The sequence below is a fragment of the Leisingera sp. M523 genome (assembly GCF_025141335.1).
Classification (GTDB): Bacteria; Pseudomonadota; Alphaproteobacteria; order Rhodobacterales; family Rhodobacteraceae; genus Leisingera.
In genome coordinates, this window is sequence record NZ_CP081036.1 from 1,308,481 (window position 1) to 1,323,020 (window position 14,540).

At 63.2% G+C, this 14,540-nt stretch carries 14 protein-coding genes; 7 read left to right on the top strand and 7 right to left on the bottom strand.

The window, feature by feature from the left end; genetic code table 11:
• Window positions 1-12: 12 nt before the first annotated feature.
• The 4 genes from speB (K3557_RS06435) (at window position 13) to K3557_RS06450 (ending at window position 3,427) form a co-directional block, all read left to right on the top strand.
• Window positions 13-981, top strand: a complete 969-nt coding sequence (gene speB, locus K3557_RS06435) for an agmatinase (protein ID WP_259998517.1) — start codon at window positions 13-15, stop codon at window positions 979-981.
• Window positions 974-1,921: an agmatinase gene (gene speB, locus K3557_RS06440; protein ID WP_259991609.1), complete on the top strand. Its 948-nt coding sequence runs from the start codon at window positions 974-976 to the stop codon at window positions 1,919-1,921. The genes speB (K3557_RS06435) and speB (K3557_RS06440) overlap by 8 nt, the downstream gene beginning before the upstream one ends.
• Before the next feature lie 72 nt (window positions 1,922-1,993).
• Complete coding sequence (locus tag K3557_RS06445) at window positions 1,994-2,434, top strand: DUF1499 domain-containing protein (RefSeq protein ID WP_259991611.1); 441 nt, start codon at window positions 1,994-1,996, stop codon at window positions 2,432-2,434.
• A 378-nt stretch (window positions 2,435-2,812) separates the two neighbouring features.
• Window positions 2,813-3,427 carry an imm11 family protein gene (locus tag K3557_RS06450; RefSeq protein WP_259998519.1) on the top strand — a complete coding sequence of 205 codons (615 nt, stop codon included), beginning with the start codon at window positions 2,813-2,815 and terminating at the stop codon, window positions 3,425-3,427.
• Between the two features lie 45 nt (window positions 3,428-3,472).
• Here the strand turns inward: K3557_RS06450 and K3557_RS06455 are convergent, their stop codons facing one another.
• On the bottom strand, window positions 3,473-3,772 hold the full coding sequence (locus K3557_RS06455) for a hypothetical protein (protein ID WP_259998521.1): 300 nt from the start codon (window positions 3,770-3,772) through the stop codon (window positions 3,473-3,475).
• A gap of 60 nt (window positions 3,773-3,832) precedes the next feature.
• Here K3557_RS06455 and prfA point away from each other — a divergent pair, with 60 nt between their 5' ends.
• From prfA to K3557_RS06470, 3 genes are all read left to right on the top strand, one after another.
• The gene (gene prfA / locus K3557_RS06460; RefSeq protein WP_259991616.1) at window positions 3,833-4,888 is read left to right on the top strand and encodes a peptide chain release factor 1; all 1,056 of its coding nucleotides are present in this window, start codon (window positions 3,833-3,835) and stop codon (window positions 4,886-4,888) included.
• A gap of 2 nt (window positions 4,889-4,890) precedes the next feature.
• Window positions 4,891-5,742, top strand: a complete 852-nt coding sequence (gene prmC / locus K3557_RS06465) for a peptide chain release factor N(5)-glutamine methyltransferase (protein ID WP_259998523.1) — start codon at window positions 4,891-4,893, stop codon at window positions 5,740-5,742.
• 213 nt (window positions 5,743-5,955) lie between these two features.
• Window positions 5,956-6,663: a DUF4167 domain-containing protein gene (locus K3557_RS06470; protein WP_259998526.1), complete on the top strand. Its 708-nt coding sequence runs from the start codon at window positions 5,956-5,958 to the stop codon at window positions 6,661-6,663.
• 302 nt (window positions 6,664-6,965) lie between these two features.
• Here the strand turns inward: K3557_RS06470 and rsmA are convergent, their stop codons facing one another.
• The 6 genes from rsmA to lptF all read right to left on the bottom strand — a co-directional run bounded on the left by rsmA (window position 6,966) and on the right by lptF (window position 14,487).
• Complete coding sequence (gene rsmA / locus K3557_RS06475; RefSeq protein WP_259998528.1) at window positions 6,966-7,808, bottom strand: 16S rRNA (adenine(1518)-N(6)/adenine(1519)-N(6))-dimethyltransferase RsmA; 843 nt, start codon at window positions 7,806-7,808, stop codon at window positions 6,966-6,968.
• A gap of 84 nt (window positions 7,809-7,892) precedes the next feature.
• On the bottom strand, window positions 7,893-8,864 hold the full coding sequence (gene pdxA, locus K3557_RS06480; protein WP_259998531.1) for a 4-hydroxythreonine-4-phosphate dehydrogenase PdxA: 972 nt from the start codon (window positions 8,862-8,864) through the stop codon (window positions 7,893-7,895).
• Window positions 8,861-10,120 carry a peptidylprolyl isomerase gene (locus tag K3557_RS06485; RefSeq protein ID WP_259998533.1) on the bottom strand — a complete coding sequence of 420 codons (1,260 nt, stop codon included), beginning with the start codon at window positions 10,118-10,120 and terminating at the stop codon, window positions 8,861-8,863. Before K3557_RS06485 ends, pdxA begins: the two co-directional genes overlap by 4 nt.
• Window positions 10,105-12,285, bottom strand: a complete 2,181-nt coding sequence (locus K3557_RS06490) for an LPS-assembly protein LptD (protein WP_259998535.1) — start codon at window positions 12,283-12,285, stop codon at window positions 10,105-10,107. Before K3557_RS06490 ends, K3557_RS06485 begins: the two co-directional genes overlap by 16 nt.
• Entirely contained in the window at window positions 12,269-13,372 is a 1,104-nt protein-coding gene (gene lptG, locus K3557_RS06495; protein ID WP_259998537.1) for an LPS export ABC transporter permease LptG, read from the bottom strand. Before lptG ends, K3557_RS06490 begins: the two co-directional genes overlap by 17 nt.
• Complete coding sequence (gene lptF, locus K3557_RS06500) at window positions 13,369-14,487, bottom strand: LPS export ABC transporter permease LptF (RefSeq protein WP_259999573.1); 1,119 nt, start codon at window positions 14,485-14,487, stop codon at window positions 13,369-13,371. The genes lptG and lptF overlap by 4 nt, the downstream gene beginning before the upstream one ends.
• Between the last annotated feature and the right edge of the window lie 53 nt (window positions 14,488-14,540).

Below are 14,540 nucleotides of genomic sequence, written 5' to 3' on the forward strand. Positions count from 1 at the left end.
GGACGCAATGCCATGGCACTGGAAGACGCAAAACATATGATCGATCACGCCTTCACCCGCGAGGACATGAAGGGGTTGAGTTTCGAGATCACCTTTGGCGGGGCGATGTCTTTCCTGCGCCGTAAATACACCAAGGACCTGACCGGTGTGGATATTGCTGTCACCGGCGTGCCGTTTGACCAGGCGGTGACCAACCGCCCGGGCACGCGGCTGGGGCCGCGGGCGATCCGCGAGGCGTCCTGCTTGCAAAGCCCGGACGAACCTTATGGCTGGCCGCATAAACCGCTGAGCACGCTGGCGATTGCGGATTACGGCGACCTGGCATTTGATCATGCCAATGTACCGGGATTTCCGGCGGCGCTGACGGAGCATATCCGGGGTATCCTGGCGCAGGATACGGCCTCGGTCGTGCTGGGCGGGGATCACTATATCAGTTTTCCGATCCTGAAAGCCTATGCCGAGAAATACGGACCGATCTCGCTGCTGCAGTTTGATGCCCATACCGACACCTGGCCGGATGACAACATGGACCGGGTGGATCACGGCACCATGTTCTATAAGGCGGTGAAGATGGGGATCGTGGACCCGGCGACCTCGGTACAGGTGGGGATCCGCACCACCAATGATGACACCCTTGGCGTCAATATTATCGATGCGTCCACCGTGCATGAGATCGGCCCGGTGGAAACCGCCAAGCGGATCAAGACGATCCTGAGTGACCGCCCGACCTATCTGACATTTGACATCGACTGCCTGGATCCGGCTTATGCGCCCGGAACCGGCACGCCGGTCTGGGGCGGGCTGACCTCGGCGCAAGCGGCGCGCATTCTGCGTGAGATTGCCGGCATCAATATCAAGGGCGGCGATGTGGTCGAGGTCTCTCCCCCCTTTGACACAACCGGTGCAACTGCTATTGCCGGGGCACATGTGGCGACGGAAATCATCTGCCTACTGGGCTGGAACATGAGAGACAATGACTGACTTCAATCAACCGATCAGCGGCAATGACCTGGCCCGGTTCTCCGGGCCGAACACGTTTATGCGGCTGCCGCAGGCAACCTCTCTGGAGGGCCTGGATGTGGCCGTGCTGGGGGTGCCGATGGACATTGGCACCTCCTGGCGGTCGGGCACAAGGTTCGGCCCCAAGCAGATCCGGGCCGAAAGCGCGATGCTGCGGCCATACAACATGGCTACGGGTGCTGCACCCTTTGACAGTCTGAACATTGGCGATATCGGCGATCTGGCGATCAACACGTTTTCGCTGCCGGAATCGCTGCGCATCATTCAGGAAAGCTATGAGGCGATCCTGTCCGGCGCGGTGATCCCGGTGGCAATGGGCGGCGATCATTCGATCACCCTGCCGATCCTGCGCGCGATTGCCAAGAAATACGGCCCCGTGGCGCTGGTGCATGTGGATGCCCATGCGGATGTGAACGACGAGATGTTCGGTGAGCGCGAGACCCATGGCACCGTGTTCCGCCGCGCCTTTGAAGAAGGGCTGATTGTCCCTGACAAGACTTATCAGATCGGTATCCGCGGCACGGGCTACGCCGCCAGCGATTTTACCGAGGCGCAGAGCTGGGGTTTTCAGCATTTTCCCGCGCAGGAATTGTGGGGGCGGCAGCTGCATCAGATGGGTGCGGAAATTCGCCGCGATATCGGCAATAGGCCGGTCTATGTGTCTTATGATATCGATAGTCTGGACCCGGCTTATGCACCGGGCACCGGCACGCCGGAAATCGGCGGGCTGACCACGCCGCAGGCGCTGGAGCTGATCCGGTCGCTGAAGGGCGTGAACATCGTCGGCTGCGACCTGGTGGAGGTGTCGCCGCCGTATGATCCCTCGGGCAACACGGCTTTGGTGGGTGCCAATCTGCTCTATGAGCTGCTGTGCGTGCTGCCGGGGGTGGCGACAAAATAAGCGGTCCGGCCTGTACGTCAGGCCGGGGGAGGGCCGCAAAGGGAGGAGGCAAGGGTTGACCTTGAAACCGCAATGAGGCGGCTGATGCTGTTTGCCTGGCTGGTATTGGCGGCAGGCATTGCTGTCTTGGGCTTTGTCCGGCTGGCGCCAAGCGATCCGTTGGACTGGAACACCCAGCCGGAGTTCACCGAAGACAAGGAGTTCCGCGGCGGCGTGTTCAGGGTGGTGCGCTCGGGGCCGGACGGGCTGGAGCGGTTCCACCGCATTGCCAGCCACGCCCCGCGCACCAGCGTGCTGGCGGGCGGGCCGGATGACGGCATGGTGACCTATATCACCCGCACCCAGGTGCTGGGGTTTCCGGATTATACCACTGCCGCGCAGGACGGGGATCTGCTGAAGGTCTATGCCCGGCTGCGGTTCGGGCGGTCGGATCTGGGCGCCAACAAAGAGCGGATCAACACCTGGCTGGCGGAGATGGCGGAGGATCCGCAGGCCGCTGCCGCCGGAGAGTAACACCCAGGGTGTTCTCCCGCCTGTTCGCGGGCTTTTGGGAAAAGCCCCTCACAGTTGGGCCGGGCGCCGCGCTTTGCGCGGCGCGGGCTCTGCCGCCTTGGGCGGCAGAGCCATTGTATTGCTGAGAAGCGCTTCAGAGGCAGGACTGCCCCTGAAGACGCCCTTTCGATTGTGTTTGTTGCTGTCGCGTCAAGGGCAAGCTGCGCTGGCGCGCGGTGGCTGCGCCACCCTTGACCCGGCTCGGATGGGCGGCTTTGGTTTGCAAAGAATGATGTGCTTGAAAGCTCTAATAAGAAGCGCCTATGCAATAGGGACTGCTGATTGAGGACGTGACATATGACAAGTGATTGCAAAGAATTGCTTTGCTACCGGCCAATAATGGCGCATGGAGACAAACGGTCAGTTACCTTCGAGTTTTCACCAAGAGCAGGAGAGGCTCCTAGTCCGTGGCCTGAAGGCAAATGGACGTCACGTATCCGTCATATCGAAGCAGGAAGTTTTGATGAGGAGGCAAGGCGTAACTTTGCCAGTCACTGGACGCTTATCAATCCGGACGTACTGGAATTGCCGGATGTATTGGGCCAATTCGGTTGGGCGGAAGATGATTTTCCTGCATTCCGTCAGGAGTTGATGGACGCCGTTATGGCGGCGGATCCCGGGCTGTGCAGTTTTGCGCCTGTATCTCAGTTGTATGACTTGCGTCATGAGCGGGTGATCAACGCGCCAGAGTATTTCTTTGCTGCGGTGAAGCAGACAAAGGATTCTCTGGATGTTGAAAACAGCGAAACTACGACCATTTCCTTTCACGATGAATCGACCATTCCTGGGCTTTTGCCCAAAAGCCGGGTGCATCGATCCGCGCTGAAGGGCGCAATGCTGTGGCGTGACCAGAAGTCGAGAGAAGTCCTGTGCACCAGTGAGTTCAAGGCGCTGGCCGAGGCTGCCGGCTGCGTGGGAATGGCGTTTTATCAGGTTGGGATTTCTGAGGCCTGATACATGCCTGGTGAACCGGGCCTATTGGTTTGCCAGACCAGTGCGTCAGAGATGCGGCAACACCAATGGCTCGCTTGATAACCCCGGCACATCCCCCAGCGACGCCGACAGGCAGCTGCTTTGCACCTCGCGCCACATCGGCACGTTCAGCGACATTTGGCATTGCGCCATGAACATACGTCCGTCGACCTGCAGGCAGCGCAGCTCGCCCAGCTCAACCCGGCTGCCGGACTTGTCGGTGCAGTAGCAGTCGATGGTCTTGCCGCCCGGTCCGGTCACATCAGCCCAGGCACTGCCGGAGGCAGCCATTAGAATGGAAACGACAAGGGCACTGGCATGTTTCATGGCTCTAGCATATCACAGAGGCAAGATTTGGCCAAAACATGAACAAGAATAGGCGCGCCCATGGTCCCCGAAGAGCGGCTGGAACAGATCCTGCAGCGGTTTCAGTATCTTGAAGCCGCAATGGCGGATGGTGCCGGGGGCGGGGATATTGCGGCGCTGGCCAAGGAATATTCCGGCCTGCGCCCGGTGGCGGAACAGATCAGCGCCTATCGTAAGTTGCTGAGCGACCTGGAGGAGGCCGAGCTGATGCTGGCCGATCCGGACATGAAGGATCTGGCGGAGGAAGAGATCCCTGCGCTGAAGGATGCGATCCCCGAAGCCGAGCAGGCGCTGCAGCTGGCCTTGCTGCCCAAGGACGCCGCCGATGGCCGCCCTGCGATGCTGGAAATCCGGCCCGGCACTGGCGGTGACGAGGCGGCGCTGTTTGCCGGCGATCTGCTGCGGATGTACCAGCGTTATGCCGAGGCACAGGGCTGGAAAGTCGAGATCATCGAGGAACAGGCAACTGAGCTGGGCGGCATCAAGGAAGTGGTGGCGCATATCAAGGGTGAGAATGTCTTTGCCCGGCTGAAGTATGAATCCGGTGTGCACCGGGTGCAGCGGGTGCCAACCACAGAAAGCGGCGGCCGCATTCATACCTCGGCGGCCACCGTGGCGGTGCTGCCGGAGGCCGAGGATGTGGACATTCATATTGACCCGAATGACATACGGATCGACACCATGCGGGCCTCGGGTGCGGGCGGGCAGCATGTGAACACCACCGACTCGGCTGTCCGTATCACCCACCTGCCGACCGGGCTGATCGTGACGTCGTCAGAGAAATCCCAGCACCGAAACCGCGAAATTGCCATGCAGGTGCTGAAAACCCGGCTCTATGATCTGGAACGGCAGCGGATCGACAATGAGCGGTCTGCGGACCGGGCAAGCCAGGTGGGCTCGGGCGACCGGTCGGAACGCATCCGCACCTATAATTTTCCGCAAGGGCGGATGACCGATCACCGCATCAACCTGACGCTTTACAAGCTGGATCAGGTGATGGGCGGCGATCTGGACGAGATTGTCGATGCGCTGACTGCAGACAATCAGGCGCGGCTTCTGGCCGAGATGGGGCAGTGAGCATGGCAGAGACCGCGGCACAGGCGATGGCAGCAGCGGCGTCCCGGCTGCGCGCAGCTGGGGTTCAGGACCCGGCGCGGGATGCGCGGGTGCTGCTGGCCCATGCGGCGCGTATCGAAGCCAGCCGGGTAACGCTGATCGCGCCCGAGGAGCTGGCGCAGGACGTCGCAGAACGGTATGAGCAGCTGATTTCGCTTAGGGCGGTGCGGGTGCCGGTCTCGCATCTGATCGGCGAGCGGGAATTCTATGGCCGCCGTTTCAAAGTGTCGCGTGATGTTCTGGATCCGCGCCCCGAAACAGAGATCCTGATCGAGGCCGCGCTGGCAGAACCATACGCGCGGGTGCTGGACTTAGGCGTCGGCTCGGGCTGTATTCTGGTGACGCTGCTGGCCGAGCGGCAGGAGGCCACCGGCCTGGGGGTGGACATCAGCGAGGCGGCCTGCCTGCAGGCCAGCGCCAATGCCGTTTTGCACCGGGTTGAAGCGCGGGCGGATATTCAGCAATCGGACTGGTTTGAGAGTGTCGAGGGGACGTTTGATCTGATCGTATCCAACCCGCCCTATATTGCGCTGGACGAGATGGACGGGCTGTCTGCGGAGGTTCGGGGGCATGAACCTGGCATCGCACTGACAGATGGCGGCGACGGGCTGGGCGCCTACCGGAGGATAGCTGCGCAGGCTGCGGCGCATCTGCCGCCGGGCGGGCGGGTGCTGTTGGAAATCGGCCCGACGCAAGGGCAGGCGGTCGGCGCGCTGCTGGAAATGGCAGGCTTAAGTGGCATTTCTGTGCTGCCGGATTTGGACGGCCGGGACCGGGTGGTGCGGGCGCATTCCGGCGCAAAACACCGTTTTTAACGCGAAGATTCACAATTTCGGAAGAAAAATCAAAGAAAACACTGTTGTGCCCCTTGTCTGGGGCTTCGTAACATGGTTACTCAAGAGGAGCCGCTTCAGGAGAACGCTTTCCAAGCCTTCCCGCGGCATCAAGCCCAAAAAAGCTAATGATCCGGCGCTAAGACGCGTAGAACAGGGTCTACGGCGCATTAACTCAAGGCTTACGCTAGGCATATGAGATCGTCAAAATCACGTTCACGTTCCAAGTCGAACAACCGGAATCGCCCGAATGGCGTCAATGTTGTCAACCGGGTGTTCGACAGCTCCGGTCCCGAAGGCAAGGTGCGCGGAACCCCGCAGCAGATCATTGACAAATACAATCAGCTGGCGCGGGACGCGCAGCTGAGCAATGACCGGGTTGCGGCAGAGAATTTCCAGCAGCATGCAGAGCATTATCTGCGGCTGCTTAACGAAGCACAGCGCGAAATCGATGCGCGCCGCGATGAGCAGGAGCGGCAGAACCGCGAACGCCAGGCCGAGCGCGACCGCGAACGCACCGAGCGGCTGGAACGCCAGGAGCGGGAAGCTGCGGCTGCCGCTGCGGCAGCCCCCGCAGCTGCAGCGCCCGCGGCCGATCCGGCAGCGGCCCCGCAGCCCGAGGTGATCGACCCGCGCGGCGACAATGGCAATGGCGGCGACAGCGGCCTGGTGGAAACACCGGAAAGCCAGTCGGCAGCATCTGCTGAAGCGCCGGCTGAAGCACCCGCCAAAAAGGCTCCGGCCCGCAAGCCCCGCCCGCGCAAACCCGCGGCCAAGGCTGACGATGCGCCTGCAGCAAGTGAAGGCGGCGAGGCACCGGCGCCGAAGAAACCCGCCCGTCCGCGCGCCAAGCCCAAGCCCAAGCCGAAGGCCGAAGAAGGCCCGGCAGAGGCGGCTGAGTAATCAGCGCCGGACCCGGCAATCAAGAAGACCCCCGGCGCTGACCGCCCGGGGGTCTTTTTACGTTTTCTGTTCAGGCCGCTGGCCTCCGGTCGCGTAGCTGCGGGTCAGGCGCTGTGTCCCGGCACCCGCAGATAGCGCCGGACAGCTTCGGGGAAGCCCAGCATCAGCGCATCGGCGGTCAGGGCGTGGCGGCTACACGGGTAGGCGGCTGCATTGACGTTCACGGACAGAAGTGTTGGGCAGGGCGAAATGGAATGGGGTGTGGGAAGGACCGGCTGCAGTCGCTGAGAAGGAATGAGGTTTCAGGCCTTGGCCAGCTCTCGGGCAAGCGCGCAGAAGGCCTCAAGGCTCACCTGTTCAGCGCGTTCGGTGGGCGGGATGCCGGCAGCGTTGAGGTGATCCTCGATCACCGGTGAGACGCCCTTGAGCGAGGAGCGCAGCATTTTGCGGCGCTGGTTGAAGGCCGTGGCCACGACACGCGACAGGATGGCTGCATCTGCCGGGAAGCGCGGTTCGGGCAGGGCATCCAGATGCACCACGGCACTGGAGACTTTGGGCGGCGGGGTGAAGGCGCCGGGCGGCAGCGACAGCACAATGCGTGCATCGGCCCGCCATTGCGCCAGGATTGCCAGCCGGCCATAGGCCTTGGAGCCGGGCAGGGCCACGATACGCTCGGCCACCTCGCGCTGGAACATCAGGGTGAGGCTTTGCCAGAACGGCGGCCATTCCTTGGGGGTGAGCCAGCGCACCAGCAGTTCGGTGCCGACGTTATAAGGCAGGTTGGCGGCGATGCGGATCGGCGGGGTCAGATGCGCCAGCGGGTCGATCTCCAGCGCGTCGCCGTTGATAACGTCAAACCGGCCCGGATAGGCATCTGCGATTTCCTGCAATGCGGGCAGGCAGCGGCTGTCTTTCTCTACTGCCAGCACCCGCCGGGCACCTTCGGCCAGCAGCCCGCGTGTCAACCCGCCGGGGCCGGGGCCGATTTCCAGCACATCACAGCCCGTCAGATCACCGGCTTGGCGGGCGATCTTGGCGGTGAGGTTCAGGTCCAGCAGGAAATTCTGGCCCAGTGATTTGCGCGCCGACAATTGATGCGTTGCGATCACTTCACGCAGGGGAGGAAGGCTATCGATAGCGCTCATATCATCTGTACCTTGGGACATGGCGCGGGCGGCGCGCTAGAAATTTCATACCTGCGGCGGGGATATTTGCCGTCCGGGGAAGAATCAAGGGCTGGCAGCCATCCGCTGTGCCAGCTTCAGGGCTTCGATCAGGCTGCTTGGGTTGGCTTGGCCGGTGCCTGCGATGTCAAAGGCGGTGCCGTGATCGGGAGAGGTGCGGATAAAGGGCAGGCCCAAGGTTACATTGACGCCGCGGTCGAAATCCAGCGTCTTGATCGGGATCAGCGCCTGGTCGTGATACATGCAGACCGCCGCATCGTACCGTGCCCGGGCAGCGGTGTGGAACAGCGTGTCCGCAGGATGCGGGCCGGTGACATTCAGGCCTTCCGACTGCATCTGCCGGATCAGGGCGTTGATCCAATCCAGTTCCTCATGGCCCATGGCGCCGCCTTCGCCCGCATGCGGGTTTAGCCCGGCGACAGCAATGCAGGGCGCTGCGATGCCGAACTGACCGCTAAGGCCGGCTGCGGTGATCTCGATGGTTTCGCGCAGCAGTTCCGGGGTCAGGGCCTTGGGGACGTCGGACAGGGCGATATGGATGGTGGCGGGCACAACCCGCAGCTGCTCGCTGGCCAGCATCATTACCACCCGCTCCCGGCCGGCGAGGGACGCCAGGAATTCAGTATGGCCGGGGTAGGCAAAGCCGGCGCCATCAATCAGCGCCTTTTTGTGGATCGGGGCGGTGCAGACAGCGGCGGCTTTGCCAGTCTGGACCAATTGGACTGCGGTCTCAATGGACCGGATGACGCCAGCGGCGTTGGCCGGGTCGGCAGTGCCCTTGACTGCGCTGCCGCCGAAGGCGAGAGGCAGTACCGGGAAGCTGTCTGCGCAGGAAGCCGCGGCTTCGGCGGGGGCGGAGATTTCCTTGATGGGGGTGCCAGCAGGCAGGTGGCGCGGGTCGCCGATCCAGAAAAACGGGCAGGAGCTGCGCAGTGCGTCCCAAGCCTTGACGGCAATTTCCGGGCCGATTCCTGCGGGTTCGCCGCAGCTGAGGGCAATCGGCCCGGGCTGGCTCATTTGATGTCAATCCGGGCGTCGGCGCGCAGCTGTTCAAGGTAGCTGCCGGCCAGCGAGGCCATCCGCTGTGCCGTCAGCGCATTGGCCACGGTCTCGCGCGAGCTGTCCTCGCCCAGGTCGGCAGTGCGGCCGCAGAGCATCAGCACCATCAGTGTCTGGCCGTTATTGCGGGTCAGCGCGGTGGAGGTTTCATTCGGGTCCAGCTTGGCCAGTTCCAGCGCGATGTCGCGGGGGATCTCTGACGGCTGCAGGCTTTGCACATCCAGCACCGAGGGGTCCTGACCCTGGGCCAGCCCATAGAAATCATCGCAGGTGTCGACGCTGTCCACCACCTTTTGCGCCGCGGCAAGCCCTTCTGGCGTGCGGCCGCCGGGCACATGATAGGCGGCATATTCGATTGCGGTGTAGCGCGGTGCAGCGCCCTCAACCTCGCGCACGCCGCGCATCTGGAACAGGGCCACAGCGCTTTGCAGCGGCAGCGGTTCGGAAATCTCGCCGGGTTTCAGCGCCAGCGCAACTTCTTGCAGCTGCGGCGGCAGCTGGGTCAGCGGCATCCAGGGCAGGCGTCCGCCCTCGTTGCGGCTGGCGGCAGCAGAATACTGGGCAGCGGCAGCTGAGAAACTCTCGTAGCCTTTCAGCCGGGCGACCTGTTCGATCAGCTCTTCGACCTGTGCTGCGTTCTGTTCGTTGATCGGAACGATGAATTCGCTGAGCAGAACCTGGACGCTGCCGGTTCCGGCCGAGCCCATGGCGCGGTCAATCTCCTCCGGAGTGGGGCGGGCGCGCGACAGGAAGCGGGCGCGGGTGTATTCCCGCCAGCCCAGCCCGACCTTGGTGAAATCGCGCAGGGTTTGCGGCTCCACGCCATTTTGCTGCAGTGCGGTCAGGAAGTCGTTCAGCGACAGGTTGGCGCGTGCGGCCAGTTCTTCCATGCCGGCGGTGATGTCTTCTTCGGCCAGTTCGATCCCGGCCTGCTCCAGCTCAGCCAGTTTGAGCCGGTCGTTGATCAGCTCTTCGCGGGCGGTAGCCAGAGGATCGCCGGGCACCCGCAGCGCCGACTGGAAGCGGGCGCGCTGTTCCAGCTCATAGCGGGTGATGACCTCGTCATTCACGGTGATGGCCGGGGCGAACAGGTTTTGTGCCCCCGCCGGCAGGCCGGTCCAGGAAAGCCCCGCAGCCAGCGCCAGCGCTGTTGCTGATTTTAGAACACGGGAAAAGAAAGGAGCCGGGAACCGGAAATTCACGTCTTGCTGCATGACCGCCTGTACTGTTTGCTGCCGCTCTTTACGGAAAATCCGCTGAGCGAGATGGTAAAGCCGAAATCGGTTGTCGGCTCAACACTTGTTGTTGAGGTATAGCGGCGGTTGACTGAAAGGTCGACCGTCACGCATTCGTTGCTGTAGGCCACGCCAAGGCCTGCGCGGGTGGCACGGGCGCCGGAAATATCATAGCGCAGCCGGGCGCTGGCGGACCAGCTGGGGTTGATGTCATAGCTGCCGTCGACCCACAGCTCCGAGCTTTCCTCGGCCCGGTCTTCATCGGGGTCGGTGCCGAGCCACAGATAGGTGCCGGACAGGCTGGAGCGGTCCGTGCGCCAGTCGCCGCGCAGTTCTGCCTTGGAGAAGTTCAGTGAACCGTTCAGCAAGCCGCGGGTCGAGAGGGCCAGCCCGTCGCCGAATTTGATCTGGCCCGCCAGCAGGAAATCCGAAGAGGTGCCGCTGAGGCCGGAGCTTTTGGTGAACCGGTCATCGCCGTCGCTGCGCAGCACCTGGCCGACGGTGGCATAGGCCTGCCAGCCGGTGGGTGCATAACGCGCCCAGTTGGCGCCGTAGACAAGGGTCAGGCCGTCCTCGCGGGCGTCGGTGGAGGGAAACCGCGACAACGACAACAGATTGCCCTGGTCAAATTCGACAAAGCGGCTTTCTTCGGTGACCACGCTGCCGCCGCCCTCGTCGCGCCAGCCCAGCTGCAGGATCGGTTCCAGGTACTGGGTGGCGCCGCCTGCCTCGCGGCGGCTCATCGGCAGGCGCAGGGTCAGCGCGGTGCGCGGGGTCAGGCGGGTGACCTCCTCATTGAAAAAACTGTCGTCATAAGCACGGAAGGCATCTGCTGCGGCGCCGAGTTCCCATTCCGCCAGGATACCATAGCCCAGGCGCCAGCTGCGGCGCCAGTCGATGTCGGCAGTGAGCCGCGCAAGATCACGACCGTTGCTGTCAGTGGCGGTGCCGTCGATGCTGGAGCTGCGGCGGTGGCCATGGCCCTGCAGGGTCAGCCGCAGCTCGCCGCCGGTGAGGGCGGGATGGTGGCGGGTCTGATAGAAGGCTTCGGCGATTCCGGACGGAATGTTTGCCTGTTCTTCGCTGGTCCGCAGGGTTTTGTAATGGGTCAGGGACGCGCGGAACAGGCTGTCGCGTTTGGCCCGGGACAGCACCGCCTCGGAACGCAGACGGTCCAGTTCCGGCAGGCCGTAGTCCTCGAGATAGGCGTCGTCCGAGACCGCCTTGACGTCAAAGGTAAAGCGGAAGTCCCGCGGCAGATCGAACTGGCCTTCGCCAAAGATGTAGCCGCGGTCTTCGCCGGAAAACAGATCGTCGCGGGTGTAGGCGCCGTTGAATTCGATCCTGCCGCGGCGGAAGGCCTGGCGGTAGCGGACGTCCAGCGTCTGGGTGCTGGACGAGATATAGGGCGCCAGTGTCAGGTCGCGGTGCGGGCCGAGCGTGAAGAAGTAGGGCGCCTTGACCCCGGTGCCCAGGTTCGACGTGGAGCGTATCGAGGGCACCAGAAATCCGCTGGCCCGCTCCAGTGAAGGATCAGGCAGGCGGATCGCCGGAAAATAGAACACCGGCACGTCGAGCACCCGCAGCTGGGCGCTTTCGAAATAGAGCTGGCGTGCCTGCTGGTCGTGGGTCACCCGCTCCGCCCGGATCTGCCAGAGCGGCGGACGCCCATCCTCGCAGACGTGGCAGGAGGTGACGGCGGTCTTGTAAAGCTGTGTATAGCGGCCGCTGACCCGGGTCATTTGCAGCGAGGCCAGCTGCAGCTGCTGCTGGAACACCATGCGGGCGCCGGTCAGCAACCCGTTGCGCAGGTCTCTGTCCAGCTCGGCAGCAGTGGCCAGTATGGTGATGTCGCCTTGCTGGTCGATGCGGAACGGGCCTTCGATCTGCAGGGTGCCGGTGGTCTGATCAAACGTGATCTTTTGCGCGCGCAGCCGGATATCGCCCTGAAACGCCTCGACATTGCCTTCGGCCACCAGGGTGCGGTCAGGGGTGATGAAGACCTGATCTGCAACCAGCATCGCGGGCTGCGCCGGATCAGGCAGCGCCGCGGTCTGCGCCTGCGGCGCCGGGGCTGTCAGGGCGAGCCAGGGCAGCACAGCCGAAAGAAGCAGTGCGCGGCGCAATTTACCCGTCTTCGGCATGGAGAAGCAGTCCCAAGGTCAAAAGTATCGCGGCGGCGGGCGGCGCCCAGGCGGCCAGGGCCACCGGGATTTGCCCGTTCTCGCCAAGGATTTGCGCGAAATTGCGGATGAAATAAAGCCCGAATCCCAAAAGGACCGCCATCAGCACCGCCAGCCCGGTGCCGCCAAAGCGCGCGTGGCGCATGGTGAAGGAGGCGCCGACCAGAACCATGGCGATCAGAAACAGGGGGCGGGCCAATTCTGCCTGATAGCGGACCTCGTAGCGTTTGGTGGTAAACCCTGCGGCAGACAATTCGCGGATGGTCGAGGGCAGATCGTAGATCGAGATGCCGCTGGCGGTGCCCAGGGTATCGCGGATCCGGTCGGTGGTCAGGGTTGTGGGCAGCTGCAGCTCGTCATGCCGGGCGGCGTTGGAATCGGGGTTGATGCCGGCGGCCAGCGGCCAGGATTTGGCGTTGGACAGGATCCAGTTGCTGCCCTCCAGCCGGGCGCTGTCGGCGATGATGCGGCGCACCAGGCCGCCGGCACTGGTGTAGGCGTGGATCGAGACGTCAAGCAACGTGATATCCGCAGCGTCGCCGCTGTAGCCCTTGGCGTGGATGACCGACTGGCCCCTGGCACCGCCCTGGCGCAGCCACAGGCCTTCGCCGGACAGCGACAGCGCCGACGGCCCGCCATTATGATAGGTCTCGGACAGATCCTGATAGCGGTTGGCTGTGGCCGAAGCGATCGGGTTCAGCATGGTGACCGCCAAGGCGCCGATTGCCGCCGCTACCAGCACCGGTGCCGCCAGCGCGCGGATGCCGGAGCGGCCGATGGCGCGGGTCACCACCAGTTCGCTGCTGCGGGCAAGGCCGACAAACAGCACGATGGTCGACAGGATCATGATCAGAGGCAGAAACTCGCTGAGGGCGGCCGGAACGTTCAGCAGGGTCAGGCCAACCAGTTGCGCCAGGCTGAGGTCGATCGCCTCGAAACGGCGGACCTGTTCGTTCAGATCGATCAGCACCACCAGCGTCATCAGTACCGCAACAATCACCAGGAACCACTGCAGAAAGCGCCGGGCATAGTAAAGATCAAGCTTCATGCGGGCGCCTCCGCCCGGGTCCGTTTGGGCCGGACTGACAGAACCATAAAGATCAGCGCCACCAAAAGCCCCAGCAAGGTCGGCAGGTAAATCAGCGGCCACAGGCTGGGGTTTTGCAGAACCGGTTCCGAGACAACCCCGCGCAAGCCCTCGACAAAGATCAGCACAACAAAGGCCAGGAAAGCCTGCCGCCACACGCCGAACCGCGAGAATGTTCCCAGCATCAGCGCGGAAAACCCGATCAGGGCGACGGCCACACAGACCAGGGCACGGGCAAAGCGCAGGTGCAGCTCTTCGGCCTGGGCGCCTGCGGAGTAGCCATCGCTGCGGGTGACGGCCTGGGTGCTGGTCATCAGCTCCAAGCTTGGGATCGCACGGATGTTGCGCGCCGGGTTTTCCGTTTTCCGGGCCAGTGCGCTGATATCATATGAGAAATCCGAGAAGAACGTGGTCGAAAGCCGTTGCGTCTGATTGTCCAGCCGCTGCGCCATGCCTTCCACCATGATCAGATGCGCGCTGCCTCCGTCACGCACAAGAAAGGCGCGGGCACCGGTATAAGTCACCGTCGTCGCCGGGTCGCGGCGGTCAGACAGGAAAACGTCGTTCAAGGTGCCGTCCGGGTCGATCTGGCGGATATAGAATGTAACACCGTCTGCCGGGTGCAGGAAATCGCCCTCGCTCAGCAGTTTAGCGGTGATGTTGCGGGAGACTTCGCTTTCACGCACCTCCAGCTGGCTGATCGAGGCGGGAAGCAGGTAGTGGGTCAGTGCCGACATCATCAGAGCCGTGATGACACCGAATGCGAGGGCCGGCCGCGCCATCTGCCAGGGGCTGGTGCCGGTGGCGCGCAGCACTGTCAGCTCGCTTTCGCTGTTCAGCCGGTTGGTCACCCAGACCGAGGCGCCAAAGGCGGCAATCGGCAGCACCATGCGGATGAGGTTCGGCAGGGTGAGCGCGGTGAATTCAAGAAACACCAAGGCCGACTGCCCGTTGCCGATCAGCCGGTCAAACAGCACAACTGCCCGGTTGACCCAGAACACGGCCACCAGAATCAGCGCAAAGAAGCCGAAGAAGAGCAGATATTGTGACAGCACGTATCTGTCGTAGCGTGACACCCGATCCCCCCAGACCATTGTGATTTTGCGCGACATTAGTGGATTTGCCGGGC

Excerpts from the sequence above, each read along its gene's own strand:
- prfA (WP_259991616.1), top strand. The coding sequence starts at position 3,833 with ATGGTCCCCGAAGAGCGGCTGGAACAGATCCTGCAGCGGTTTCAGTAT.
- rsmA (WP_259998528.1), bottom strand. The coding sequence starts at position 7,808 with ATGAGCGCTATCGATAGCCTTCCTCCCCTGCGTGAAGTGATCGCAACG.
- K3557_RS06470 (WP_259998526.1), top strand. The coding sequence starts at position 5,956 with ATGAGATCGTCAAAATCACGTTCACGTTCCAAGTCGAACAACCGGAAT.
- K3557_RS06485 (WP_259998533.1), bottom strand. The coding sequence starts at position 10,120 with ATGCAGCAAGACGTGAATTTCCGGTTCCCGGCTCCTTTCTTTTCCCGT.
- K3557_RS06445 (WP_259991611.1), top strand. The coding sequence starts at position 1,994 with ATGAGGCGGCTGATGCTGTTTGCCTGGCTGGTATTGGCGGCAGGCATT.
- speB (WP_259998517.1), top strand. The coding sequence starts at position 13 with ATGGCACTGGAAGACGCAAAACATATGATCGATCACGCCTTCACCCGC.
- pdxA (WP_259998531.1), bottom strand. The coding sequence starts at position 8,864 with ATGAGCCAGCCCGGGCCGATTGCCCTCAGCTGCGGCGAACCCGCAGGA.
- K3557_RS06450 (WP_259998519.1), top strand. The coding sequence starts at position 2,813 with ATGGCGCATGGAGACAAACGGTCAGTTACCTTCGAGTTTTCACCAAGA.
- K3557_RS06490 (WP_259998535.1), bottom strand. The coding sequence starts at position 12,285 with ATGCCGAAGACGGGTAAATTGCGCCGCGCACTGCTTCTTTCGGCTGTG.
- speB (WP_259991609.1), top strand. The coding sequence starts at position 974 with ATGACTGACTTCAATCAACCGATCAGCGGCAATGACCTGGCCCGGTTC.
- prmC (WP_259998523.1), top strand. The coding sequence starts at position 4,891 with ATGGCAGAGACCGCGGCACAGGCGATGGCAGCAGCGGCGTCCCGGCTG.
- K3557_RS06455 (WP_259998521.1), bottom strand. The coding sequence starts at position 3,772 with ATGAAACATGCCAGTGCCCTTGTCGTTTCCATTCTAATGGCTGCCTCC.
- lptG (WP_259998537.1), bottom strand. The coding sequence starts at position 13,372 with ATGAAGCTTGATCTTTACTATGCCCGGCGCTTTCTGCAGTGGTTCCTG.